This window comes from Corynebacterium sp. LaCa78, assembly GCF_046717505.1.
In the GTDB taxonomy this organism is placed as follows: domain Bacteria; phylum Actinomycetota; class Actinomycetes; order Mycobacteriales; family Mycobacteriaceae; genus Corynebacterium.
On sequence record NZ_CP177112.1, the window covers coordinates 2173837 to 2198082 of the forward strand.

16 protein-coding genes are annotated in these 24246 nt (G+C 59.1%); 6 read left to right on the top strand and 10 right to left on the bottom strand.

Annotation, left to right across the window (positions count from 1 at the left end; all coding sequences use genetic code 11):
* Nucleotides 1-28: 28 nt before the first annotated feature.
* The 3 genes from ACLI1O_RS10470 to ACLI1O_RS10480 are packed head-to-tail and all read right to left on the bottom strand — an operon-like array spanning nt 29 to nt 2347.
* The gene (locus ACLI1O_RS10470; RefSeq protein ID WP_239268518.1) at nt 29-805 is read right to left on the bottom strand and encodes an ABC transporter permease; all 777 of its coding nucleotides are present in this window, start codon (nt 803-805) and stop codon (nt 29-31) included.
* 6 nt (nt 806-811) lie between these two features.
* On the bottom strand, nt 812-1822 hold the full coding sequence (locus tag ACLI1O_RS10475; protein WP_239268520.1) for an ABC transporter ATP-binding protein: 1011 nt from the start codon (nt 1820-1822) through the stop codon (nt 812-814).
* A 30-nt stretch (nt 1823-1852) separates the two neighbouring features.
* Entirely contained in the window at nt 1853-2347 is a 495-nt protein-coding gene (locus tag ACLI1O_RS10480; protein ID WP_023024031.1) for an NUDIX domain-containing protein, read from the bottom strand.
* Between the two features lie 70 nt (nt 2348-2417).
* Between ACLI1O_RS10480 and ACLI1O_RS10485 the strand changes: the two genes are divergently transcribed.
* From ACLI1O_RS10485 to ACLI1O_RS10495, 3 genes are read left to right on the top strand one after another with little or no spacing between them, the layout of a single operon-like run.
* Nucleotides 2418-3863, top strand: a complete 1446-nt coding sequence (locus ACLI1O_RS10485) for a hypothetical protein (protein ID WP_239268523.1) — start codon at nt 2418-2420, stop codon at nt 3861-3863.
* The gene (locus ACLI1O_RS10490) at nt 3863-4882 is read left to right on the top strand and encodes a glutamate ABC transporter substrate-binding protein (protein WP_239268526.1); all 1020 of its coding nucleotides are present in this window, start codon (nt 3863-3865) and stop codon (nt 4880-4882) included. Before ACLI1O_RS10485 ends, ACLI1O_RS10490 begins: the two co-directional genes overlap by 1 nt.
* The gene (locus ACLI1O_RS10495; RefSeq protein WP_239268528.1) at nt 4879-7797 is read left to right on the top strand and encodes a serine/threonine protein kinase; all 2919 of its coding nucleotides are present in this window, start codon (nt 4879-4881) and stop codon (nt 7795-7797) included. Before ACLI1O_RS10490 ends, ACLI1O_RS10495 begins: the two co-directional genes overlap by 4 nt.
* Nucleotides 7798-7813: 16 nt before the next feature.
* On the opposite strand, the gene ACLI1O_RS10500 is transcribed toward ACLI1O_RS10495, so the two are convergent.
* Together ACLI1O_RS10500 and pta are read right to left on the bottom strand one after the other, a co-directional pair.
* A complete protein-coding gene (locus tag ACLI1O_RS10500) occupies nt 7814-9037 on the bottom strand; it encodes an acetate kinase (protein WP_284849521.1) in 1224 nt (407 codons plus the stop codon).
* Nucleotides 9038-10405, bottom strand: coding sequence for a phosphate acetyltransferase (pta, locus tag ACLI1O_RS10505; protein WP_284849522.1), 1368 nt, complete (start codon nt 10403-10405; stop codon nt 9038-9040). It abuts the gene before it with no gap.
* A 235-nt stretch (nt 10406-10640) separates the two neighbouring features.
* Here pta and ACLI1O_RS10510 point away from each other — a divergent pair, with 235 nt between their 5' ends.
* On the top strand, nt 10641-12002 hold the full coding sequence (locus ACLI1O_RS10510; protein ID WP_239268534.1) for an FAD-dependent oxidoreductase: 1362 nt from the start codon (nt 10641-10643) through the stop codon (nt 12000-12002).
* A gap of 77 nt (nt 12003-12079) precedes the next feature.
* Here ACLI1O_RS10510 and purT read toward each other — a convergent pair whose 3' ends face one another.
* The 3 genes from purT to ACLI1O_RS10525 all read right to left on the bottom strand — a co-directional run bounded on the left by purT (nt 12080) and on the right by ACLI1O_RS10525 (nt 18332).
* A complete protein-coding gene (gene purT / locus ACLI1O_RS10515; protein ID WP_239268536.1) occupies nt 12080-13432 on the bottom strand; it encodes a formate-dependent phosphoribosylglycinamide formyltransferase in 1353 nt (450 codons plus the stop codon).
* A 165-nt stretch (nt 13433-13597) separates the two neighbouring features.
* Complete coding sequence (locus tag ACLI1O_RS10520; RefSeq protein WP_239268538.1) at nt 13598-14335, bottom strand: class F sortase; 738 nt, start codon at nt 14333-14335, stop codon at nt 13598-13600.
* Between the two features lie 136 nt (nt 14336-14471).
* Complete coding sequence (locus tag ACLI1O_RS10525) at nt 14472-18332, bottom strand: VaFE repeat-containing surface-anchored protein (RefSeq protein ID WP_411706845.1); 3861 nt, start codon at nt 18330-18332, stop codon at nt 14472-14474.
* A 1736-nt stretch (nt 18333-20068) separates the two neighbouring features.
* On the opposite strand from ACLI1O_RS10525, the gene ACLI1O_RS10530 reads away from it, so the two are divergent.
* Complete coding sequence (locus tag ACLI1O_RS10530) at nt 20069-20515, top strand: hypothetical protein (protein ID WP_239269991.1); 447 nt, start codon at nt 20069-20071, stop codon at nt 20513-20515.
* Between the two features lie 136 nt (nt 20516-20651).
* Here the strand turns inward: ACLI1O_RS10530 and ACLI1O_RS10535 are convergent, their stop codons facing one another.
* On the bottom strand, nt 20652-21944 hold the full coding sequence (locus ACLI1O_RS10535; protein WP_239269992.1) for an adenylosuccinate synthase: 1293 nt from the start codon (nt 21942-21944) through the stop codon (nt 20652-20654).
* 88 nt (nt 21945-22032) lie between these two features.
* Here ACLI1O_RS10535 and ACLI1O_RS10540 point away from each other — a divergent pair, with 88 nt between their 5' ends.
* Nucleotides 22033-22848, top strand: a complete 816-nt coding sequence (locus ACLI1O_RS10540) for a hypothetical protein (protein ID WP_239269993.1) — start codon at nt 22033-22035, stop codon at nt 22846-22848.
* A 92-nt stretch (nt 22849-22940) separates the two neighbouring features.
* On the opposite strand, the gene ACLI1O_RS10545 is transcribed toward ACLI1O_RS10540, so the two are convergent.
* Nucleotides 22941-24155 (bottom strand): FUSC family protein, encoded by a 1215-nt coding sequence (locus ACLI1O_RS10545; RefSeq protein WP_239270012.1) that lies wholly within the window; start codon nt 24153-24155, stop codon nt 22941-22943.
* Nucleotides 24156-24246: the final 91 nt, after the last annotated feature.

A 24246-nucleotide genomic window follows, 5' to 3' on the forward strand; every position in this document is an offset into this window, starting at 1 on the left:
ATGTCTCAAACAATAGACCTACCCTCGCCTAAGCATCGCGCTTGTGCAGCACCAGCACGCCAAGGGCCCACAGCACTGCGGCCCAGATGAAGAATACGATGCCGCTGCCTGCGGATTCCGTCCACAGTGCGTTATCCACTGGGACATTGAATAGCCAGTTCTGGAAAGCGGTAAAGGGCATAAAGCTACCGATCTTATCGCCTACCACGGGCATCATGCTGACGATTTGATCCACGCCCAAGTACAAAATAAGGCCTAGCGCCACAGAGCCCGCAGTCTGGCGAATGAGCATGCCGATGCCTTGGGCAAAGGCCACCACGAGGACCGCGGCCAGTGGGTACTTCCACAGCTGCTCGCGGCCGACTTCATCGTTCCAGGGGTCAAAGGTGGCGGAAATGGAGCTATCGGCAAGCAGTTCCGTAAGCAGGTACGCGCCCACCACACCGATGAAGGTCAGTACGGCCGCGATGACCGCATATAAGACCAGCTTGGCCACGGCCACGCTCCAACGCCGCGGGGAGGCCATGAAGGTAATGGCTTGGGTGCCGAAGCGGTATTCCGTGGTCACCAGCATGATGGCCTGAATCATCAGCACCGGCAGGCCCAGGGATACCAGGAATACGACGGTGAACTCGGCTCCAATAGGCTGAAAGCCCATATCAACGGCTTCCGGATCGAGCGGCTCAGTAAACGCAGCGGTGACACCGGCCCACCCCCACGAAAATAGAAGGAATAGCGCGGTGGTCCACCAGAAGGAGCGGGTGGTGCGCAGCTTAATCCACTCGGATTTCAAGATATTCAACATGGCGGATTAAACCTCCTGCTCGTTGGGGCGGGCGAACCCACCGGATTGGCCTGGCTGGCCGGATTGGCCTGACTGACCTACCTGCGCACCCGACACGCCAGGCGTGCCTGCGTGATACTGCACGGCATCGCCAGTGAGATCCATGAAGGCATCCTCCAGCGAAGCGCTTTTCAGGGTGAGCTCGTGCAGCGGCACCCCGGTAGAATAGGCCAGCTCGCCTACGAACTCGGTGGTCTGGTTGATGACCTCTAGCCGCGGGCGGCCCTCCTCATCCTTGGATTCGGTAAAGGAAACGCCCTCCTTCTTTAGGGCCTCACCGAATTCCGGGAGGTGGTTCGAGCGCACATACACCAAGGACTGCGAGTGGCCGCGGACGAACTCGTGGGTGGGCTTATCCGCAACCATCTTCCCCTTGCCAATGACCACGAGGTGGTCTGCGGTCTGGGCCATCTCGGACAAGAGGTGGGAAGAAATCAAAATGGTGCGGCCTTCTGCAGCCAGCGCGCGCACGAGCTGACGCACCCAGCGGATGCCCTCTGGATCCAGGCCATTGACCGGCTCATCCAGGATGAGGATTCCGGGATCACCCAATAGAGCACCAGCAAGGCCCAAGCGCTGGCCCATACCGAGGGAAAAGCCGCCGGCTTTCTTACCGGCGACATCGGAAAGCCCCACCAGCCCTAGCACCTCATCCACGCGGGAGGCGGGAATACCATTGGACGCCGCCATCCACTTCAAGTGATTCGCGGCCGTGCGGTTGGGGTGTACCGCCTTCGCATCCAAAAGCGCGCCCACCTCACGCAGCGGGTGCTCCAAGTCGCGGTAGTGCTTGCCGTTAACGCGAATCTCACCCGCCGTGGGCTCGTCCAAGCCCACGATCATCCGCATGGTAGTGGATTTGCCGGCACCATTGGGCCCCAAGAAGCCGGTGACCACACCGGGCTTTACCTGAAAGGTGAGATCCTCAACGGCGCGGACAGACCCGTAATCCTTAGTCAGTCCCTGTACTTCAATCATGAGCACTACAGTGCCATAATTTTGAATACTTTACCGGTACAGTTTTTCCACCCGCTGCCGCAGGGCGGGAAAGGCGTGGCGAAATGGCGCGATAAGCGGCAGGTTTTCCACTTCATCCAGCCCCACCCAGCGCAGCTCGTGAGATTCCTCGTTAGCGGTGGTGGGCAGGCGCAGGCCGCTGCGGGTGCGCGCTAACACGGTGGTATAGGTCCACTCCCCCGGCAAATCCCCCGCCGGAGGATAGGGCCCGGCCGTTACTTGGGTGTCGAGCACCTCGACATCGGCAGGCGCGATGGCGCATTCCTCGTGCGTTTCCCTCAGCGCGGCCTGAGTGGGGCTTTCTTGTAGGTCCCGCGCGCCGCCGGGAATCCCCCAGGTATTGCCATTATTGGTCCACGCAGCGCGGTGTTGCAGCAGCACCTCGCGCCCGGCAACGAGGAAGAGGCCGGCGGCACCGAATTTTCCCCATACGCGAATGCCACTGGGGCCCGCCGCCCAGCCGTCTCCACTGTGAGGGTTATGCATATTTCCTATCCTAGCCACACACGCGGGTAAATGGTGGCGCCCAGCACACTGCGGGCGTTATTCTAAGTAAATGACTGAGCAGGCAGTGCGGGTAGAGTCAGAGCGCGATGAGGACGCTCACCCCAGCGATCACTGGCTGGATGAGGTTACCGCGCCCTCTCGCCCGGCCCTAAGCGGGCTGACCCACCGGGCCATGGAATGGTTTGCGGGCCCGGCGCGCCTGCTGCGGCGATTTTATTACTTCGCTTCCACCACCCCGGGCAAGCTTTTTACCGTCACCCTGATCCTCACGGTGGCATTAGGAGCCGCCGGCTTATCGATGTCCCAGTCTTCCGCCGCCCGCCACTCCGACCTCGACGAGCTGCTTAATACCACCGAGCCGATGTCCAATGCGGCCCACCACCTCTATAGCTCGCTATCGGTGGCCGATACCATCGCCACCACCGGGTTCGTGCAGGCCGGCGTGGAATCAGAGGGCAATCGCGAGCGCTATAACGATGCCATCGATGCCGCCTCCATCGCCGCGACCGAATCCGTGCTGGGCACCACGCCTGACGATGCCCGCGTGCGCGATCTCGTCACCTTCATCCAGCGCGAGCTGCCCATTTATACCGCGATGATTGAAAAGGCGCGCTCGAACCACCGCGCCGGCAATGCCGTGGCTAACTCCTATATGTCCAATGCCTCCTCGCTCATGCGCGAGCACATCCTGCCGGCGGCCTCCGAGCTCTTCCAGCTGACCACCGCAAAGGTCAACCAGCAACAGCAAAAGCTCACCTCGCCTCAGTGGGTGCCGCTCTCTGGCCTTTTGGCCGCGGTCTTCTTCCTCATCGTCGCGCAATGGTGGCTGTGGCGCCAGACGCGCCGCCGGTTTAACCGCGGCTTTTTAACCGCAACGGTGCTGCTCTTCTTGGCCATTTTTTGGGTGGCCCTGTCTAACTTGGCCACCTGGTCCACCGGCCATCAGGGCTTTGAAACCGCCTCGCGCCCGTGGGATTCGCTAACGGCCTCGCGCATTGAGGCGCAGCAGGCGCGCACCTCAGAAACCCTCGCGCTGGTGCTGCGCTCGTCTGAGGAAGATACGCTCGAGCGCTTTTCCGGCTCGGTAGATTCCATTGAAAAGGCGCTGGGGGACTATGAAAGCGCGCTGCATGATGATGACGTCGAGGTCAACGATCCCGAGCTCATCCACAGCGCCCGCGCCGCCACCGAAAAGTGGCAAGACTCGCACGAAAAGCTCATGGAGGCGCTGAGCGAGGGCGACTACGATGAGGCGGTCTACCAGGCCACCATCACCGATCCCGAGAATGGCGAGACCACCGCCGCGCAGTCCTTCAACGAGCTCGATAGCGAGCTTTCGGAGCTCATTGGCCAGGCGCGCATCGCCATGCGCACCTACCTAGAGCGCGGGCTGACCGCCATGACCGCGGTCTCCTCCGCCGTCTTCCTGCTCACCCTGTGCGCCATCTTCGCGGTGTGGCTGGGCATTCGTCCCCGACTGCAGGAGTACCTCTAATGCGCTACCGAGCACGGCTTACCGCACCGCTGACCGCCATCGTTGCCACCTGCAGTGTCCTCGCGCTGGCCGGCTGCGATATTCGCTCCGCCCCGCCGCTGGAATCGCCCGAACAGCAGGCGCTCGATGCCAGCCCCGGCCCGCCGCTGCCGGAGGGCTCCACCATAGAAGAAGCCGGTAGCACCGCGCCCAAGAAGGAAGACGATACCGAACTCAGAGGCACCTACCGGCCGGATGGCAAAACGGCGAAGGAGCGGGTGCCGGACATCGTCAAGCGCGGGCGCCTTATCGTGGGCGTGGACCGCTCCAATAACCTGCTGAGCTACCGCGATGCCGCCTCCGGCGATGTCCGCGGCTTCGAGGTCGATATCGCTCACGAGATTGCCCGCGATATCTTCGGCGATCCCAATAAGGTGGATTTCCGCTTCGTTGAATCCTCTGACCGCACCGCCGCGCTGGATAATGGCACCGTCGATATCATCGTGCGCACCATGACCATTAGCCCCGAACGCGAGAAGGAAGTGGCCTTTTCCATCCCCTATATGACCACGCAGACCCGCATGCTGGTGCTCACCAGCTCCGGGATGAATTCCATCGATGATGCGGAAGACAAAAGACTGTGCGGGGTGCGCGGATCCACCGCGCTGGATACCATCCGCGAGCGCGCCCCCAAGTCCGATATCCTCATCACTCGCTCCTGGGGCGATTGCCTCATGGCGCTGCAGCTCAACCAGGCCGATGGCGTGGTGGTTGATGATGCCCTGCTTTCCGGCATGGCCGCGCAGGATTCCTATACCTCCATCGTGGGCGAGCCCCTAAAGACCGAGAACTACGGCGTTGCCGCGCGCCGCCCTAGCAAGGATCATGACTCCCGCCCGCTGCTGCGCCAGGTCAATTCCACCTTGGAGCGCATCCGCCGCGACGGGACGTGGTCCGACATCTTTGACAGGTGGCTAGGTGCTTACCTGGACGAGCCCACCCTGCCGTCGGGTACATACATCGAGGAAGATAAGTCATGAAGCATAACCCGAATTTCAGCGAAGACGAGCTCGAATACCTAGAGCCCGAAAACCTCGATACCCAGCGCCAATTCCGAAAGCCTACCAAGGCTTCCTACCGCGACGCTGACCACGGCCAAGACCCTGACCAAGACCGCAACCTCGGCGCTGCCGACTCCCCTGACGCAGCCAACACAGGTGACGCCGCCGACCCCGCTGGTCCGGATACCGCCGCTGCTCGCCCCAACTCTGCAAACAGCAACGTCGGCGCCGATACGGCGGCCACCACTCATAACGCTGGCACTAGCAATAAAGGCGCTAGCGAAGCTGATGTTGATACCGCCGCGGCGCAGGTTTCCGGCACGGCTCCCGCGGCTGCCTTCCCGGATACGGAGGCCACGGGTAGGCGCACAGCGGGCGGCAGCACGGCTGGCCAAAACGCTGCTGGCCAGCGCACGACTGGCCCGGGCGCAGAGGGCCAGGGCACCGCGGCTCAGGGCGTACGAAATGGCAACGACGCCGATGAGAGCGACGATGCCAGCGAAACCGGCGGAGTGGGCACGGCGGCCGTGGCGTATGACCCGTTCGCCAGCGAGCCCATCGAGCACCGGGAGGATCCGGGAACCTCGGCGGTGGCCTTCGATCCCTTCGCCGATGACGATGAAGACGACGATGGATCCATCGACCCGGATCACCTCTCCAGCCTGCTCGCGGACCTAGAGAATATCCGCGCCCAGCGCGAGAGCGAACGCGATGAAAAAACGGCCCAGGAAAAATCCTCGGAGCGTTCGCGCCGGCAGGCGATCGATACCTTCCGCGAGCGCCGCGGCACGCAGCGCACCGAGCGGCCGGTTGCTGATGGCATGGTGCGCCTGCCGTTTATCACCCCGGCCAATCCCACCGCTGCCCTCATCGATCCCTCAGAGAAGATCAAGGGCAAGAAGGTCCCGCCGCCGCAGCTAGAACCGGGCGATATGGTCGCGGAGCAATACGAAATCCTCGGCGTCATCGCCCACGGCGGCATGGGCTGGATTTACCTGGCCAATGACCATTACGTCTCCGGGCGCGTGGTCGTGCTCAAGGGCATGCAGGCCCAAAAGTCAGCCGATGAGACGGCCGCTGCCGAAGCCGAGCGCGAGTTTCTGGCAGACATTACCCACCCGGGCATCGTCAAGATTTTTAACTTCATCGACGATGACCGCGTGCCGGGTGGATTCATCGTCATGGAGTACGTGGGCGGGCCATCGCTAAGAAGCAGGCGGAACAAGCAGCCCAACGAGCTGCTTCCCGTTGACATTGCCATTGGCTATATCCTGGAAATCCTGCCGGCGCTGGAGTACCTGCACTCGCGCGGCGTGGTCTATAACGACCTGAAGCCCGATAACATCATCGTCACCGAGGACCAGGTCAAGCTCATTGACTTGGGCGCGGTCTCCGGCATCGGAGCCTTCGGGTTTATCTACGGCACCCAAGGCTTTCAGGCCCCGGAGGTTGCCTCCAAGGGGCCGTCCATCGCCAGCGATATCTATACCATCGGCCGCACCCTGGCGGCGCTGTGCCTCAAGCTGCCCAGCGAGGACGGCGTCTTCCTTCCCGGCATCCCCAACCCCTCCAAGGAGCCGGAGCTGCGCCGCTTCCTCTCCCTCTACCGCCTGCTGCTGCGCGCGACCCACCGCGACCCGCAGCGCCGGTTTAGCTCCATCAAGGAGCTGCGCACCCAGCTCTACGGCGTGCTGCGCGAGGTGCTCGCCATCCGCGACGGCCGCCAGTACCCCTCCCAGCACTCGCTCTTCTCGCCGCAACGTACCACCTTTGGCACCAAACACCTGGTCTTTCGCACGGATCAGCTTATCGATGGCATCGACCGCACCATCCAAATCACCGCCCCCGAGGTGGTCTCCGCCTTGCCGACGCCCCTGGTAGACCGCGATGACGTCGGCGCCAGCCTGCTGCAAGGTACATCCTACGCCGAGCCGCAGGAAGCCCTCGAGACCCTGCGCCAGGCCATGCGCACCCCTGAATACGAACATTCCGCCGAGATTCCCCTCGGCGTGGTGCGTTCCATGATCGACTTGGGCTATACCGACGAGGCCCGCCAGTGGCTAGGCTCCATCGAGGACCGCCTCGGCCGCGACTGGCGTTACCAGTGGTATGCCGGCATTACGGAGCTCTTGCACGATGATTACGTCGATGCCCAGGAGTACTTCGCCACCGTCCTCGATTTATTGCCCGGCGAGGCCGCCCCGAAGCTCGCCATCGCGGCCATCAATGAGCTCATCCTGCAGCAGATTGATTACAGTGAAACATCGCTTATTGATGCCACCGTTGCCCGCGCCTGCTCCAACCTCTACACCACCTTGGCGGATCTCCCCTCTTCTGCCTTTGAGGGCCAGCCGGAAATCTGGTCCCACGTCACCCAAGACCCGGGCGCGCTACGCTTTAATTCCATGCGCCTATACGGCATCGTCTGGGCCACCAACCCCACGACGGTGTCCTCCGCCTTTGGGCTCGCACGCCAATTGCGCGCGGAGGGCCAAGTGGAGCTATCCGTAGCCACCTTGGATAAGGTCCCCAATGCCTCGCGCCACTTCCGCATGGCGCTGCTGACCACCGTGCTGCAGCTCATCGTGCACGATCTATCGGAATCGCGCATTCGTCGCGCTGCCCGACGCCTCGAAGAAGTCCCCACCAACGAGCCGCGCTTTCTCCAAATCAAGATCGCCGTCATCTCCGCGGGCCTGAACTTCCTGCGCAACGCCGATCTCGCGCGGGCGTCCTCGCCGAATGATCTCTTTGAGTACGCCTTTACCCAGCGCGGCCTGCGCACCGGCCTGGCCGAGACCCTGCGGGCCCTTGCCCGCCAGGCCCCGTTTAGCCGCCACCGCTACGCGCTGGTGGACTTGGCCAACCAGGTCCGGCCCATCACCACCTTCTAGGGCCTACTTACATGGCCTACTTAAATAGGCCTTCCTCGCGCGCCTTGGCGGCAACGTCTGCAGACTTCTGCGCAATAGCCAGCTCCTCATTGGTGGGAACCACTAGGACCTTGACCGGGGAATCGTCGGTGGAGATGACCCGCGGCTCATCGGAGCGGACGAGGTTGCGCTCCTTATCAAAGTCGATGCCGTACATATCCAGGTTGTACAGCGCGTCCTGGCGCACCTCGGTGTCGTTTTCACCCACGCCGGCGGTGAAGGTAATGGCGTCCACGCGGCCCAGAGCAATCATGTAGGAGCCGATGAAGCGGCGCAGCTGGTGGATGTAGATGTTATACGCCAGCCATGCGTCTTCATCGCCGTTATCGATGTGCTCGCGCAGCGTACGGAAGTCATTGACGCCCGCAATGCCCTTGACACCGGATTGCTTATTGAGCAGCTTATCGATCTCGTCGATGCTCATGCCCGCCTGGCGCACCAGGTGGAAGATGATGCCTGGATCGATATCGCCGGTACGCGTACCCATGGCGAGGCCGGCCAGCGGGGTCAGGCCCATCGAGGTATCGATGGCACGTCCATTGCGGATGGCGGCCGCGGAGGCACCATTGCCCAGGTGCAGCGTGATCTGGTGGGTGTGCTCCGGATCGCGGTCCAAAATCTTCGGCACCTGCTGGGAGACGAACTCGTGGGAGGTGCCGTGGAAGCCGTAGCGGCGGATATCGTACTTGGAAGCAACCTCGCTATTGATGGCATAGAGCGCTGCGGCCGGCGGCAGGGTATTGAAGAACGCGGTATCGAAGACCGCCACGTGCGGAATATCCGGCAGGATCTTGCGCGCCACGCGGATGCCGTCCAGGTTGGCGGGATTGTGAAGTGGGGCCAGCGGGATGAGGTCCTCGATCATCGATTCAATTTGATCCTCGATGAGCTGCGGTTCCGAGAAGAGGCGGCCGCCGTGTACGACGCGGTGTCCCACGGCGATGATATCGACGTCCTTCGGGCCCACCTGATGATCATCCATGAGGTCAAAGGCGCGTTTTAGGCCAAAGGAGTGATCGGGAACTTCCAGTTCCTCGGTGACCTTTCCCCCGCCAACCTTGATGGTAATGGCACCGCTCGGCTCGCCAACCTGTTCCACCAGGCCGGAGACGAGTGGATCATCGGTGGCAGTAGCGGTTGGGTCCACCAGCTGAAACTTGATGGACGAGGATCCCGAGTTAAGGACCAGTACGTATGACATTTATTTCTCTCCAGCCTGGATAGCGGTAATGGCAACGGTATTGATGATGTCTGGAACGGTAGCGCCGCGGGATAGGTCATTGACCGGCTTGTTCAGGCCCTGCAGGATGGGGCCCACGGCCAAGGCGCCGCCGGTGCGCTGTGCGGTCTTATAGCCAATATTGCCGGCGTCCAGATCGGGGAAGACGAAGACATTGGCCTTACCCGCGACATCAGAATCCGGCATCTTCTTCGCGGCAACGCCGGGATCGCAGGCGGCGTCGAACTGCAGCGGGCCATCCACCTTCACCGAGGAGTCCAGCTTCTTGGCGGCCTCGACGGCCTCGATGGCGCGCTCGACGTCCGGGCCGGTGCCGGAAGCGCCGGTGGAGTAGGACAGCATGGCCACGCGCGGGTCGATGCCGAACTGGGACGCGGTCTGCGCGGACACCACGGCGATTTCGCCCAGCTGTTCCGCAGTTGGGTTCGGGTTCACGGCGCAGTCGCCGAAGGCCCACAGGCGCCCGCGCATAACCATCAAGAAGATGGAGGAGACCACCGAAGCATTCGGCTTGGTCTTGATGATCTGGAAGGACGGCTTAATGGTGTGGGCGGTGGTGTGGGCGGCGCCGGAAACCATGCCATCGGCAAGCCCCTTGTGCACCATCATGGTGCCAAAGTAGGAGATGTCCTGCATGGTCTCGCGGGCCTGCTCCAGGGTCACGCCCTTCTTCTTACGCAGTTCCGCGAAATCGGCGGCGAATTCCTCCGCAAGCGGCGATTCCAGGTGGTCGATGATATCGGCTCCCGAAATATCCAGCCCCAGATCCTTGGCGCGGGCCTTAATATCGGATTCCTTGCCCAGGATGGTCAGCCGGGCGACCTCATCGCGGAGCAGGGCATCGGCGGCTTCAAGGATGCGGTCATCATCGCCCTCCGGCAAGACGATGTGAGATCCAGTCGTCTTGGCTTGGTCAATGAGCTGCTTCTGGAAGAGGTCTGCGGACATGACGGGCGCGGTCTCCTCTGCCGCGCTTAACGCACCTGGCACGGCCTCCAGGTCGGTGAAGACGCCTGCCACGGTGGCGCCGAGGGATTCTGCCTTGCGCTGTGCCAGCTCCGCCGCGCGCTCTGGGGCGCCGGAGATGATAACCAGCGGCAGGCCCAGCGCGGCGGCGACCTCCGCATCGAAGGAGATTTCGCCGGTGCCTTGGACCAGGAGGGCATCGGCAGTGGCGGTGGGCGCGTTGGCCAATACATCCGCCACGGTGGGGTCGAAATCTTCTAAGCGGAGCAGTTCAGCGCCAAGGCTATCCGCCAAGGCGGGAATATCGAGGCCGTCGAAGCCGCGGCCGATGGAGCTTAACACTGTGGACTGGGATGCAGACATGCGGATTACCTTTCCTTTGCCGTCACGGGAACACTTGGAACACGCGCCGTAACATTATGCCGTACATCACAGTTACTAGCACGTGGTGACGACTCCACTGTACGTGAATCACCCCCTCCCCCGCCCTTCCGCAACCTCCTAAACTGGGGGTAGATAACTCAGAGCAGTGTGGCATTTATCGCACTGCCACCGCGTAGAATGTGAGAAAAACCTAAAGAAAGGACACCCTAAACAGATGACTAGCCCCATGCGTGTCGCCGTGGTCGGCTCCGGACCGGCCGGCATTTACGCCTCTGACCTCCTCGTAAAGTCCGATGTGGACGTGCAGATCGATCTCTTTGAAAAGATGCCTGCGCCCTTTGGCTTGATTCGCTACGGCGTCGCCCCGGATCACCCACGCATTAAGGGCATCGTGCAGTCGCTGCACAACATCATGGAGAAGGAAGACATCCGCTTCCTGGGCAATATCGAAGTGGGCAAGGACATCACCGTCGAAGAGATGCGCGAGTACTACGACGCCATCATCTTCGCCACCGGCGCCACCGCCGATAAGGAAATGGGCATCCCCGGCGAGGACCTCGAGGGCAACTACGGCGCCGGCGAATTCGTGGGCTTTTATGACGGCAACCCCAACTTCGAGCGCGATTGGGACCTATCCGCGGAGTCCGTCGCCGTCGTGGGCGTGGGCAACGTTTCGCTCGACGTATCCCGCATCTTGGCCAAGACCGCAGACGAGCTGCTGGTGACGGAGATCCCGGATAATGTCTACGCTTCCCTGAAGGAAAACCGCGCCAAGGAGGTCCACGTCTTTGGTCGCCGCGGCCCGGCGCAGGCTAAGTACACGCCGAAGGAGCTCAAGGAGCTCGATGAGTCCCCCACCATCGAGGTCATCGTGGACCCAGAAGACATCATCTACGACGAGGCTTCCGAGGAGGCCCGCCGCGCCGCCAAGTCCACCGACTTGGTCTGCCAGACCCTAGAGTCCTACGCCATGCGCGAGCCTGGCGATGCCCCGCACAAGCTCTACATCCACTTCTTTGAATCCCCAGTAGAAGTGCTTGGCGATGCCGGCCACGTCACCGCCATCAAAACCGAGCGCACCGAGCTCAATGGCGATGGTTCCGTAAGCGGCACCGGCAAGTTCACCGAGTGGCCCGTGCAATCGGTCTACCGCGCTGTGGGCTACCACCCGCAGTCCGTCGAGGGCATTCCTTTCAATGACGACACGGCCACCATGCCCAACGACGGCGGCCACGTCCTGACCGATGTGGACGGCGAAAAGCTTCCCGGCCTCTACACCACCGGCTGGATCAAGCGCGGCCCGGTGGGCTTGATTGGCAATACTAAATCCGACGCCAAGGACACCACCGGCATGCTGCTAGAGGATTACAAGGCAGGCGAGCTCGAGTCCGCCACCAAGCGCGATCCGCAGGATATCCTCGATCTGCTCAGCAGCCGCGATATCGCCGTCACCACCTGGGACGGCTGGCACCGCCTCAACTCCGCCGAGCAGGCCGCCGGCGAGCCGCACGGCCGCGAGCGCATCAAGATCGTCGAGTGGGACGAGATGGTCAAGCACGCCGGCCCACAGCGCTAACCAGCGCTGCACTGCGGGCCTGACTAGGCACCGACTGGCACGGTCGGCAGTGCCCCGCAGCGCTAACCAGCGCTGCGCTAGTCGGTATCGTCCACCCCTGAGGTCAGCTTGGGGTCGAGCTCGACCCCACCCTCGTATTCAACAACCTCGATATCGGGCACATTGTCCGCTTGCGGGTCGATGCCGCGCGCACCGCCCTGCGCGAGCAGGCCAGGAGTCGAGGTCACGCTCACCTTATGCGCCGCCAGTGCGGCGCGATCGCGGGCCTCTTCTACCGTTTCCGCCGTCGTGGTCACAAGCCCCATGCGCCGGCCCTTATAGGCATCGGGCTTGCCAAAGAGCTTCACGTCCGTCTCGGCGTAGTGGAGGGCGGAGGCAATGCCGGTAAAGGCGACATCGGCAAGCGGCTCCTGCGCGTGCAAGAACATGCTGGCGCCCGGGGTTATCAACGTGGCGTCGATGGGATAGCCCAAAATGGCGCGGGCGTGCAGATCAAACTGGGAAAAGCGCTGCGTATAGGCGGTAAGCATCGCCGTATCCGAAGGCCGCGGGGAGACCGAAGAAAAGTAAACATCATCGCCGGCGACGAAAAGCTCCACGCCGTACACGCCGCGCCCGCCTAGCTCATTGGAGATGCGCGCCGCAACCGATCGCGCGTTCTCCAGCGCAATCTCGCTCATGCCGGTAGGCTGCCACTCCTCAATCAGATCGCCCTTCTCGTGGCGGTGACCAATGGGCTCGCTAAACCACGTGGCCAGCTTGCCCGTGGCCGGATCGATGGACCGGATGGCCAGCAGCGTGACCTCAAGGTCAAAGTCCACGAAGCGCTCCGCCACCACGCGCTGCGAATCCGAAGAAACGCGGCGCACCGTCTCCCACGCCTCGCGCACGTCTTCTACGTCCCGTGCCAGCATGTGGCCCTTGCCCGAGGTGGACACGTCCGGCTTCACAATGCACGGAAACCCCAGCTCCGTCGCCGCTTCCTCCAGCTCCTCCACCGAAGAGGCAAAGCGGTAGGCCGAGGTCGGCAGCCCAATATCTTCTGCCACCGCGCGCACCCGTTCGCGGTCTTGGGTAAGGGCGCAAGCACGCGCCGTGGGCACGACGACGGCATCGGTGGACTGCTCAACCTGCTCCAGGGCCTCCACCGCAACGATTTCCACCTCCGGCACCACGTAGTGCGGCTGAATCTGCTGCACCAATTCTGATACCTGCGCGGAGTCAGTAATATCCGCGATATAGCTATAGTGCGCCACTTGATGCGCCGGCGCCCCCTGGTACTTATCCACCGCGTGGACCTCAAGGCCCAGGGACTGGAAGGAAATAGCCAGCTGCTTTCCCAACTCGCCCGCGCCGAGCAGCAATACCTTCGTGGCATTGCCCGTCAGCGGCGTGCCGATATGACCGGCGATTTTGCCTGGAATATCCATGACTTTGCTCCTTTGATTCCGCTCCGAGCAGCAGATACTTCCCCAAATTATTTCATAGATGCCCGGCGCACCCCGGGCGCACATGCGTGAAGTGCATAAACGCAAGCGCCCGGCCAAGGATTTTCATCCTCGAACCGGGCGCTCGTTGGACTCTAGAGCGTGCTACTAGGCCTGGGGTGCCTCTGGTGGAACCGGGGCATCGACTGGCTCTGCCACGGTAATAATGTTGTCCTCATACCCCAGCGCACCGCCGACGAACTTGCCGCCGCAGGTGATAAGGACCAGGCGGTTGGTACCGTCCGTGTCATTAACCACGTCCGGGAAATCCCCGCCCTTGGGCAGGCGGTACGGCTTTTCCGTCACACGGAAGGTGCGCTCCTCACCATCGATGACCACGGTGAATTCCTGGTTTTCCTGCAGCCGGGTGAATTTCTCCGCATAGCCGGTGCCCTGGCCCTGGTAATTCACGTGGCCGGTGATCACGCTGGAGCCAACATTGCCGGCATCGCCAGGCACGGCCGAGGCGGAATACCAGCCCAAGCGGGAGACATCGTGTGGCGGCAGCAACACGCCCTGGTCAGTTACCTGCACTGGGTCCACGGCGGCGTACTCGCCGTCGATGCCCACGGACATGCCTTCGAAGCCTTCGAATTGGCCCGGGGCCGGCTCGAATTCGTGCTCCTGCGCACCGGAATCATCGACGTAGGCATCGCCCTTATCGTCCGGGGGGTCAACGGCCGAGACGCTTTCCGATGCCCCCTCACTAGCCTCATCATCTTCCCCACCGGTGGTGAGGTAGAGAGCCAGCTGGATCAACATCAGAATTACGGCCACTACCAGCACGATAAAGCCGATCTTCTTACCCCGGCTTACGGGTTCCTCGCGGCCTGTCTCCTCAGACATTGCCCAATCTCCTCATTGTGGTCTTCTCGATGGTTTATCAGATGGGTTGCCCCCCTCCAGCGTGTGCGGTGACACCCTGAAGGGGGACATGTTGTGCCCAGGCGCTATCGCCTGTTACCTGACCAGTACGCTCACACTACTTAATGTAGTCCTGCATACCTGGGTCAAGCTCGGTCGCACCGGACGGTACGGACTTGATCTTCGTACGTCCTGCGTCGGACGGTAGCGGTTTACCAGTCTTTCCAGGCTCCTGGCCCATAACCTCGACCGGACGATCGTCCTTGTCGGTACCCTGGTCAACCTTATCCGGCGTATCCTGACCCTTCACCTCGGTGGGGCGAGGCTCTTCGCTGGAGTTCTGGTCAACCTTATCCGGCGTATCCTGGCCCTTCACCTCGGTGCTTGGGTGCTCACCGTGGCCCTCGGTGTCCTTCTCAGGACGATCCTTCGGCTTGTCGTGATCATGGTGGCCGTGGTCGTGATCGTGGTGGCCGAAGATAATCTTGCCCAAGCCGATTCCCAAGCCAATGCCCGGAATCAGGATGGCCCACTTAGGAATCTTGCCCTTGGACGGCTTGCCTGGGACATCGGAGTCATCAGAGGTTACGGTCTGATCCTCATCATTGATGTCCTTGTGCTCAGCAACCTTATTCGGCTTCTCAGCATCCGGAGTGTCCTCACCCTCAGCGTCAACCTCAGTAGAAGTCAACTCCTCAAAGGCAACCGCAGCCTCAACCGGCTCCGTCACATCACTATCAACAGTGATCTTCACATCAACCTTGCCAGCAGACTTCTCCGGAGTAAAGGTCGTCTCACCCTTACCCAAAACAGTCTCTTTATCGGCCTTGCTAATCAACTCAGCCTGCAGCGTGTATTCCTTACCAGGAACCAAGCCCTCATAGCTGACCTCATCAACAATCTCAGCACCAGCAACAACCTCATGCGAACCCTGAGCAAAATCAGCATTCGTCGAAATCTCCGGCTTCAGAACCTTCTTAGAATCCTCAGAGATTACCGTCTGATCCTCATCATTGATGTCCTTGTGCTCAGCAACCTTATTCGGCTTCTCAGCATCCGGAGTGTCCTCACCCTCAGCGTCAACCTCAGTAGAAGTCAACTCCTCAAAGGCAACCGCAGCCTCAACCGGCTCCGTCACATCACTATCAACAGTGATCTTCACATCAACCTTGCCAGCAGACTTCTCCGGAGTAAAGGTCGTCTCACCCTTACCCAAAACAGTCTCTTTATCGGCCTTGCTAATCAACTCAGCCTGCAGCGTGTATTCCTTACCAGGAACCAAGCCCTCATAGCTGACCTCATCAACAATCTCAGCACCAGCAACAACCTCATGCGAACCCTGAGCAAAATCAGCATTCGTCGAAATCTCCGGCTTCAGAACCTTCTTAGAATCCTCAGAGATTACCGTCTGATCCTCATCATTGATGTCCTTGTGCTCAGCAACCTTATTCGGCTTCTCAGCATCCGGAGTGTCCTCACCCTCAGCGTCAACCTCAGTAGAAGTCAACTCCTCAAAGGCAACCGCAGCCTCAACCGGCTCCGTCACATCACTATCAACAGTGATCTTCACATCAACCTTGCCAGCAGACTTCTCCGGAGTAAAGGTCGTCTCACCCTTACCCAAAACAGTCTCTTTATCGGCCTTGCTAATCAACTCAGCCTGCAGCGTGTATTCCTTACCAGGAACCAAGCCCTCATAGCTGACCTCATCAACAATCTCAGCACCAGCAACAACCTCATGCGAACCCTGAGCAAAATCAGCATTCGTCGAAATCTCCGGCTTCAGAACCTTCTTAGAATCCTCAGAGATTACCGTCTGATCCTCATCATTGATGTCCTTGTGCTCAGCAACCTTATTCGGCTTCTCAGCATCCGGAGTGTCCTCACCCTCAGCGTCAACCTCAGTAGAAGTCAACTCCTCAAAGGCAACCGCAGCCTCAACCGGCTCCGTCACATCACTATCAACAGTGATCTTCACATCAACCTTGCCAGCAGACTTCTCCGGAGTAAAGGTCGTCTCACCCTTACCCAAAACAGTCTCTTTATCGGCCTTGCTAATCAACTCAGCCTGCAGCGTGTATTCCTTACCAGGAACCAAGCCCTCATAGCTGACCTCATCAACAATCTCAGCACCAGCAACAACCTCATGCGAACCCTGAGCAAAATCAGCATTCGTCGAAATCTCCGGCTTCAGAACCTTCTTAGAATCCTCAGAGATTACCGTCTGATCCTCATCATTGATGTCCTTGTGCTCAGCAACCTTATTCGGCTTCTCAGCATCCGGAGTGTCCTCACCCTCAGCGTCAACCTCAGTAGAAGTCAACTCCTCAAAGGCAACCGCAGCCTCAACCGGCTCCGTCACATCACTATCAACAGTGATCTTCACATCAACCTTGCCAGCAGACTTCTCCGGAGTAAAGGTCGTCTCACCCTTACCCAAAACAGTCTCTTTATCGGCCTTGCTAATCAACTCAGCCTGCAGCGTGTATTCCTTACCAGGAACCAAGCCCTCATAGCTGACCTCATCAACAATCTCAGCACCAGCAACAACCTCATGCGAACCCTGAGCAAAATCAGCATTCGTCGAAATCTCCGGCTTTGCCGAAGTATCAGCAGGCTCTTCCGGCTTTTCCGAAGAAGTCGTGCTCGAAGGCTCAGTGCTGGTCGTAGTCTTCGAAGTGGACGTCTCCGAGTCCGACGGCTCCGAGGTTTCAGATTCCGAACTGCTCTCCGTCGATGGTTCAGAGCTCTTGGACTCCGAGGCGCTTGGCTTCGAGCTAGTCGTTGAAGTCTCCGACGAAGACGACTCCGAAGGCTGGTTGTCCTTCTTAGTGTTTACGGTCTGGTCTTCGTCGTTAATGTCCTTGTGCTCAGCAACCTTATTTGGCTTCTCAGCATCCGGAGTGCCCTCGCCCTCGGCGTCAACCTCAGTAGAGGTCAATTCCTCAAAGGCAACCGCAGCCTCAACCGGCTCCGTCACATCACTATCAACAGTGATTTCCACGTCAACGTTGCCAGCAGACTTCTCCGGAGTAAAGGTCGTCTCACCCTTACCAATTACAGACTCGTCTGCCTTATTAACCAATTCCGCATTCAGGGTGTATTGCTTCCCTGGGACCAAATCCTTGTACTTAACGGTATCGGTTACCTTAGCGCCGGACTCAACCGATTCACCCTTGGCAAGCTTCGCCTTGGTGGAAATCTCTGGGTTCCAGGTGGTATTTACAGTCTGCGCCTCGTCGCTCAGGTCCTTGTGCTCTGCGATGACATTCTTCTTGTCAGAGTCAGAGTTGGACTTTCCTTCCGCATCAACCTCAGTAGAGGTCAAGGTTTCAAAAGCAACTGCCGCGTCAATGGGCTTCTTAAGACCGCTGTCAACAGTGATCTCCACGTCCACGTCGCCGGAGGACTTTTCTGGAGTAAAGGTCTTCTTGCCCTTGCCGACGACCTGGTGGTCTCCAGCCTTATCCTTCAGCTCAGCCTCAAGGGTGTATTTCTTGTTCGGGACCAGGTCCTCATAGTGAACCGTATCCTTCACCTTGGCACCAGCAACAACCTGGTCAGCATCGTCGGCAAACTCTGCCTTGGTGCGAATCTTGGGCTGCAACTTCTTCTCGGATGCACTAGTAGTTGGAGTCGATTCGCTAGGCTCAGTGCTTGGCTGAGTAGTGGTTTGCTCCGTCGAAGGTTCCTCAGAGGAAGTGGTCTCCTCTGTCGAGGTCTCCTCATCGGAAGGCTGCTCTTCCGTGGAGTTCGGAGTGCTCTCTTCCTCCGTAGGCTCATCTTCCGTGGTTTCTTCCTCGGAAGGCTGCTCGGGAGTCGTGGATTCCTCCGGCTCGTCCCCCTCGGTATCAGGTAGACCAGGCTGATCCGGCGGCATCACAGGCTGGTCCCTGCGTGTTTTATCGACCCTACCTTTATCATCGTGAGGACGAACAATCGTGATATAAGCATCTTCAGGCTGTTCCGGAATCTGCACGGATGGATCTTTTTCGAATTTTGGCGGGTCATAGTCGTCTACAATTCGATACCCAGTCAGTTCCGTAAATTCCTCGTGGCTTCCCGTAAAGCTAGGGTATGTAGGCTGACCTGGATCAAGCGCACCGTAAGATGGGTCTCGGCCAGTAATAGTAGCGGCAGCTATAGCCCGTGATGTGTCCTTCTCAGCAATTAAAGCTGCTAAATACACGGAGTAGTTTGCAGCAGCCTTACTATCCTTCCGCTTCGCTGCATCCTTCAATTTCCGTGCAAGATTGATCACACCATCCCTGTATTCGGGTGAGATTTCAAGCCTTTCTGCGTTTTCCTTCGCATATACCCGATTTGTTTGCAGTGGGATTTGGGCGAATGGTTCGATACACCAGCCCCATCCCACGTTGTTGTTCGGGTTTCCTTTACCAGCACCCTCTGGCGGCGTTCCTGCCCAAACAAGTGGCCCCCAAGAAGTATCTACTCCTTTGGGCATAATCTTGTTTACATCTCCCAAACTTACATTTGGCTCAAAATCTGTAGGATTACTTTCCTCAGCATTTGCTTGATTCCAGGGAACAGTGACCATAGCAGCAATAACCGCAAATGCAGCAAAGATTGCGGTTAATACAGTCCACTTTCTCCGGGATAAATCGCGCACTCCGCTCATCTTCTCCCCTTTAAAAGGACATCTTCTTACAATTCGCATCTACACAACTCGAACTTCAGCTGTGTAGAACCTAAATGTGAAACTTGAACACACGATAGACGATCCCTGTTCACTAACCGCTACGATCGCCACCGTTTGTGCCTTTAGGAGAGTACCAGTCCATGCGTTCAAAGGGAATTATTTCAAACTTATCCAAGTGATACGTCAACGAATTTACTATGCCAATTCCGGTTTACCGATAAACGGAAGCTGGCAATTAAAACCGTCATAAATAAACCTTTATACGAAGGTGAACTTCACTCCAGAATACTATAGGTTAATAGATAACTTACAGCTTTTAGTAGATTTACCATTTCTATTGACGCTGTTACCAGCATTTTCTGAACTCAGTCTTGCACCCCACTAAATGTCGGTACACTTTTTAAACAGTCACAAACATTGGTTTTACGCAATACGAGCCTTCAATCACCTGAACTCCCAAAATGAAAGACCGCAAACAATGGCGACCACATGTTCGATTCAACTTACCTTCAGACATTATTCAGTTATGTATAACTCCCCTGTAGGCACTGATTAGGAAAATTATTTGCATTTAAGGAAATGCTTTCAAGAAGTGTCAAACGTCACAGGAAAACGTGCATACTTCGCGCAAAATTGCACTGTAAATAGAAGTCGTGCAGTAATTGAAGCGTCCACTAAAATGGGGGATAAACCAAAGTTACAGTCTGCTTTTCTAAAGTTTGACAGGAAATGGACGCTACTTTGGCTTAAGCCACTTTAATGAGCTAAATCCCATCAAATGTCAGCTTTTATTAGCGTCAACCTCCAGTGCACCCCTCGCACCCACCGGCGTTGTATTATATTGCACTCCGGTTAAACTTAATAGCGAATGTCACACTTCAAGACGAATAATGCGGGTCTAATGCCACATATTGGACTAAAGCATTTTTTCCGTCAATAGCTTCTAAAACAAATTTTAATGAACGAATCAACAAGTTGAATTCCATATAGTTACTCGCCTTTTACGGTGCTAGTATTTTTATCGGTTTCAGACACTAACCCAGAAAGGATCGGAAATGTCTATTCCTTCTTTTATTGCTAGCGCCATCGCTGCTGTACTACCGCTAACTGGCAGCACCGGCCCAGTTGACGCCCAGGACCAGCTTGCTGAGCCAGAGGTAACCCAGACCGCTGACGTTGAGCAGTCCACCGACCAGTCCGATGAGCCCGGCGCTCACGCCGAAAAGGGCCATATCACCGGTGACAAGGAAGATGTAATCAACGGAGACCAGGACTATTCTGCACCTATCCTGCAGAGCGGTAAGTTGGCTGTGCAGCGCGAACTCGCGCTCGCTACTGACGAGCTGGGCCACGAGTTCATGAACATCGACTTCAAGGACAGCCACAGCGCACACCTGACCTTCCCAGACACCTATAACCCGGATACTGACCAGGCAGCCGTGGACCGCGTGCTGGAAGCACTCAAGATCAACGGCTACGACAACCTGACCGCCGCTTACTAAAGCTGAACGGTCATAGCCTCGGGGAGCGCCCCGCGGAATCCTAAAGAAGGGGCGAGGTACCTCAGCAAGGTACCTCGCCCCTTCTTACTTTTATGAGCTCGCGGCTAGGCCGAGCTCATCACCGCAAATACGTCCATTACTGGTCTTCCATGACATCGTGGCGCACGATGGTTTGGTCGCGGCCAGGTCCGACACCGATATAAGAGATGCGGCAGCCGGACAGCTCTTCAAGGCGCAGCACATAATCCTGTGCCTTCTGCGGAAGCTCCTCGAAGGTGGCGCACTCGGATATGTCCTCGTCCCACGCCGGCATGGTTTCAAAAATCGGCTCGGCGTGGTGGAACTCAGACTGGGTAACCGGCATCTCGTCATAACGCTTGCCGTCGACGTCATAAGCCACGCAGATAGGGATTTCCCCAATACCGGTCAGCACATCGAGCTTGGTCAAGAAGTAATCCGTAAACCCGTTTACGCGCGTAGCGTAACGAGCAATCACGGAATCGTACCAACCGCAGCGGCGTGTGCGGCCGGTGTTCACGCCGACCTCGCCGCCGGTGGTCTGCAGGTACTCGCCCCACTTATCAAACAGCTCGGTAGGGAACGGTCCGGCGCCCACGCGGGTGGTATAGGCCTTGATAATGCCCAGCGAGGTCTTAATCCTCGTCGGCCCAATGCCAGAGCCAACCGATGCCCCACCCGCAGTCGGATTCGAGGAAGTCACAAACGGATAGGTACCGTGGTCGACGTCCAACATGGTGGCCTGGCCGCCCTCCATGAGCACGTTCTGACCATTGGCAAGCGCTTGGTTAAGCTCAAGCTCCGCGTCAATAACCATGGGGCGCAGGCGCTCGCGATAGCTCAGGAAGTACTCCACAATCTGCTCTGCCTCGATGGCCTTACGATTGTACATCTTCACCAGCATCTGGTTCTTGATCTCCAGCGCGGACTCCACCTTCTGCCGCAGGATGGATTCGTCGAAGATATCTTGCACGCGAATACCAATGCGCGCGACCTTATCAGCGTAGGTCGGCCCAATGCCGCGGCCGGTGGTACCGATGGCGCGCTTGCCCAAAAAGCGTTCCTGCACGCGGTCGAGGGTCTGGTGGTACGGCGCCACGAGGTGCGCGTTCGCGGAAATCTTCAGGCGGGAGGCATTCGCCCCTCGTGCCTCGAGGCCATCAATCTCATCAAAGAGCGCCTCAAGGTTAATCACCACGCCGTTGCCCAGCACCGGGGTGGCGTTTTCAGAAAGAATCCCGGCGGGCAGGAGCTTCAGCTCGTATTTTTCACCGCCGACCACGACGGTGTGCCCGGCGTTATTGCCGCCGTTCGGCTTGACTACGTAGTCAACTTTCCCGCCAAGTATATCGGTAGCCTTGCCCTTGCCTTCGTCGCCCCATTGGGCGCCGACAATGACGATCGCTGCCATCTTTTAAGTCACTTCCTCATTATTGAAGCCAAAATACGCATTTACCTTACACTTTTCTGGCCGGATTAGCCCACGTAGCATGATGTACATGCGTTTTTTGTTCCTCCGCTGCGGTGCCTCGGACATTGACTTGCCCGCAGAGGCTTTTGACCTTTCGGCCGTTCCTTCCCGCAAGGAGCTCGCGCTTATCGATGCCGCCGCCACCGATCTCCTCCCCCACGATCCCACGCCTTCGCTGGACGAGATCGCCGCGCAGCCCGATGTCCGCCACCTCGGCGCCCCTGCCGCCGCCCCGCAGGAGCCGTACTTGGAGGACCGCCTGCGCATCGTCGTCGCGGGCTCGGACTCGGCGCTGAACGCCGTCATCACCCGGCTCATGCGCGCCGATAACCTGTGGGCCGAGGTCGCGTTCATCCCCACGGGCGAGTCGGCCGCCGCCGCCAATTGGGGCCTTCCCGCCGCGCCGCAGGAGGCCCTTGAGCTCGCCCGCACCGCCCCGGTTCGCCCGGTGCCGCTCATCCGCAACGATTCCGGCCAGGCCGTCGCCGGCTCCGCGACCATCTCGGATTGGTCCAATGGCCCGTTTACCGGTGGAATCATCATCGATGATGACACCCTCGCCGCCTCCGGTCGCGGCACTTTTGGCGCGCGGCTGGTCCCCATGACCGATGCTCCGGGCATCCTAGCGGCCCGCGCGACATCGCCCGTCGAGCCCGAAGGTCGCCTGCGTTCCTTGCTGCGCAAACCCGGCCGCCTCGACCCGGATTCCGTCCACACCGGCCGCGCGGTCCAGGCAGGCGGCCCCCAGCTGCGCGTGCTTGTCGATGCCATCCCCCACAAACGCCCCCTCACCCGCGTCACCTTCTACCGCCACCTGCGCGACCTCCAAATCGCACGCCCCTAGTCCACTCTTCACAGCTAACGCCGACTTCCCTTGGCTCTTAGCGCTGCCCCCGCACCGGCGCCCCGCTCGGCGGATATGCGGGCGGGGTCCTGCTAATTCTGCCCCTTCTGCTTATCTTTGCGTTCCCACACCTCTGGCGGGAACGCCGGGTGCGTAGAGGTAGGAACTAGGTGCGCGACGGCAGACTCGCGCGAGAGTCCGCACACCATCAGCATGTCCACAACAATGGATCTCGTCTGCGCGAGAATCGTATACGCAGAAAGCGTCGCGTCTTCTTCGATAAGATCCATGCCTGCTTGACCGCCCACGTAGCGCAGCCGCTGCACCAGCTCGGGTATCTCTATCGCCTCATCGTGGTCCCGCTTTTGCCTGCCGTAGAGCTCTCCCACCGCGAGGATAATTTCTGATAGTTCTTCCAAGAGCTCTAACTGCTTCTCGGACACGGTATCGCCGTCTTCAGTAAGCACGAGCGCGCGGCGCGATAAGACCCGCACCCCACGCACCGCATTATCTACCGGCAACAAGATGCGCTCTAGGGACCGAATGCTCCTGCGCGAGGTCCACAAAAGCGGCGATACTTCCGATGCCTCCCTCCCCGATTGCGCCGCACTCAACAGCGTATTCACGTCATTTTGCGTGCCGCGCACCGCATCGCGGGCATCGCGAATAATCTCAGGATTGGTATCGCGGATGCCATGCGTGACGTCATTGAGAATGCTCGATGCAATCCGCAGCACCTTCGACACCTCGCGCCTTGCTTCCTTCAACGGCGAATTCGGGATCAGTGCAATCGTGATAAGCCCAATGCCGGAACCAATCATCGCGTCGATGGCCCGGTGCAGGCCACCTGGCCCCTCGGTCGGCGGAAAAATCGTGGCGATAAGGATGGAACCAAAAACAATCTGGTTGGACACCAGCGGCGATTTCGTAATAAAGGACCCCACCACCAGGCCGGCTCCCACGATGAACAGGATCTGGAACGGGCCCTGCCCCACCACTTGGAAGAGCAAATCGCCCACGGCTACACCGACGATGCCGCCCAGCGACATCTCCACTGCCTTTTTCATCCTGTCCCCGCCCGAAAGCCCCAGAATGATGACTGCCGAGATGGGCGCGAAGAACGGCTGCGGATGCCCAAAGAGAGAGCTAGCCACCCAATACGCCAATGCGGCACCGACGGTGGCCTGGATTATATAAACGAAGCGCGAGCGGATGCGTTGCAGACGCGATAATACTGAGCGGTCCACCACCCGCAGCATTTGCCTCGTTGAGACTCTTTGTTTCGCTTCCGACATGACCTCCAGCATAGAAGACCGCTCCATACCACCGCCCCCGAATACCCGCATCCCGGCCCGCGCCAGGTTGTGGATAACCCCGCTATATCTGCGCGACAGCGAC

What these genes read in the sequence shown, in the direction of transcription:
- ACLI1O_RS10470 (WP_239268518.1), bottom strand. Translation starts at nt 805, where the DNA reads ATGTTGAATATCTTGAAATCCGAGTGGATTAAGCTGCGCACCACCCGC.
- ACLI1O_RS10475 (WP_239268520.1), bottom strand. Translation starts at nt 1,822, where the DNA reads ATGATTGAAGTACAGGGACTGACTAAGGATTACGGGTCTGTCCGCGCC.
- ACLI1O_RS10480 (WP_023024031.1), bottom strand. Translation starts at nt 2,347, where the DNA reads ATGCATAACCCTCACAGTGGAGACGGCTGGGCGGCGGGCCCCAGTGGC.
- ACLI1O_RS10485 (WP_239268523.1), top strand. Translation starts at nt 2,418, where the DNA reads ATGACTGAGCAGGCAGTGCGGGTAGAGTCAGAGCGCGATGAGGACGCT.
- ACLI1O_RS10490 (WP_239268526.1), top strand. Translation starts at nt 3,863, where the DNA reads ATGCGCTACCGAGCACGGCTTACCGCACCGCTGACCGCCATCGTTGCC.
- ACLI1O_RS10495 (WP_239268528.1), top strand. Translation starts at nt 4,879, where the DNA reads ATGAAGCATAACCCGAATTTCAGCGAAGACGAGCTCGAATACCTAGAG.
- ACLI1O_RS10500 (WP_284849521.1), bottom strand. Translation starts at nt 9,037, where the DNA reads ATGTCATACGTACTGGTCCTTAACTCGGGATCCTCGTCCATCAAGTTT.
- pta (WP_284849522.1), bottom strand. Translation starts at nt 10,405, where the DNA reads ATGTCTGCATCCCAGTCCACAGTGTTAAGCTCCATCGGCCGCGGCTTC.
- ACLI1O_RS10510 (WP_239268534.1), top strand. Translation starts at nt 10,641, where the DNA reads ATGACTAGCCCCATGCGTGTCGCCGTGGTCGGCTCCGGACCGGCCGGC.
- purT (WP_239268536.1), bottom strand. Translation starts at nt 13,432, where the DNA reads ATGGATATTCCAGGCAAAATCGCCGGTCATATCGGCACGCCGCTGACG.
- ACLI1O_RS10520 (WP_239268538.1), bottom strand. Translation starts at nt 14,335, where the DNA reads ATGTCTGAGGAGACAGGCCGCGAGGAACCCGTAAGCCGGGGTAAGAAG.
- ACLI1O_RS10530 (WP_239269991.1), top strand. Translation starts at nt 20,069, where the DNA reads ATGTCTATTCCTTCTTTTATTGCTAGCGCCATCGCTGCTGTACTACCG.
- ACLI1O_RS10535 (WP_239269992.1), bottom strand. Translation starts at nt 21,944, where the DNA reads ATGGCAGCGATCGTCATTGTCGGCGCCCAATGGGGCGACGAAGGCAAG.
- ACLI1O_RS10540 (WP_239269993.1), top strand. Translation starts at nt 22,033, where the DNA reads ATGCGTTTTTTGTTCCTCCGCTGCGGTGCCTCGGACATTGACTTGCCC.
- ACLI1O_RS10545 (WP_239270012.1), bottom strand. Translation starts at nt 24,155, where the DNA reads ATGCTGGAGGTCATGTCGGAAGCGAAACAAAGAGTCTCAACGAGGCAA.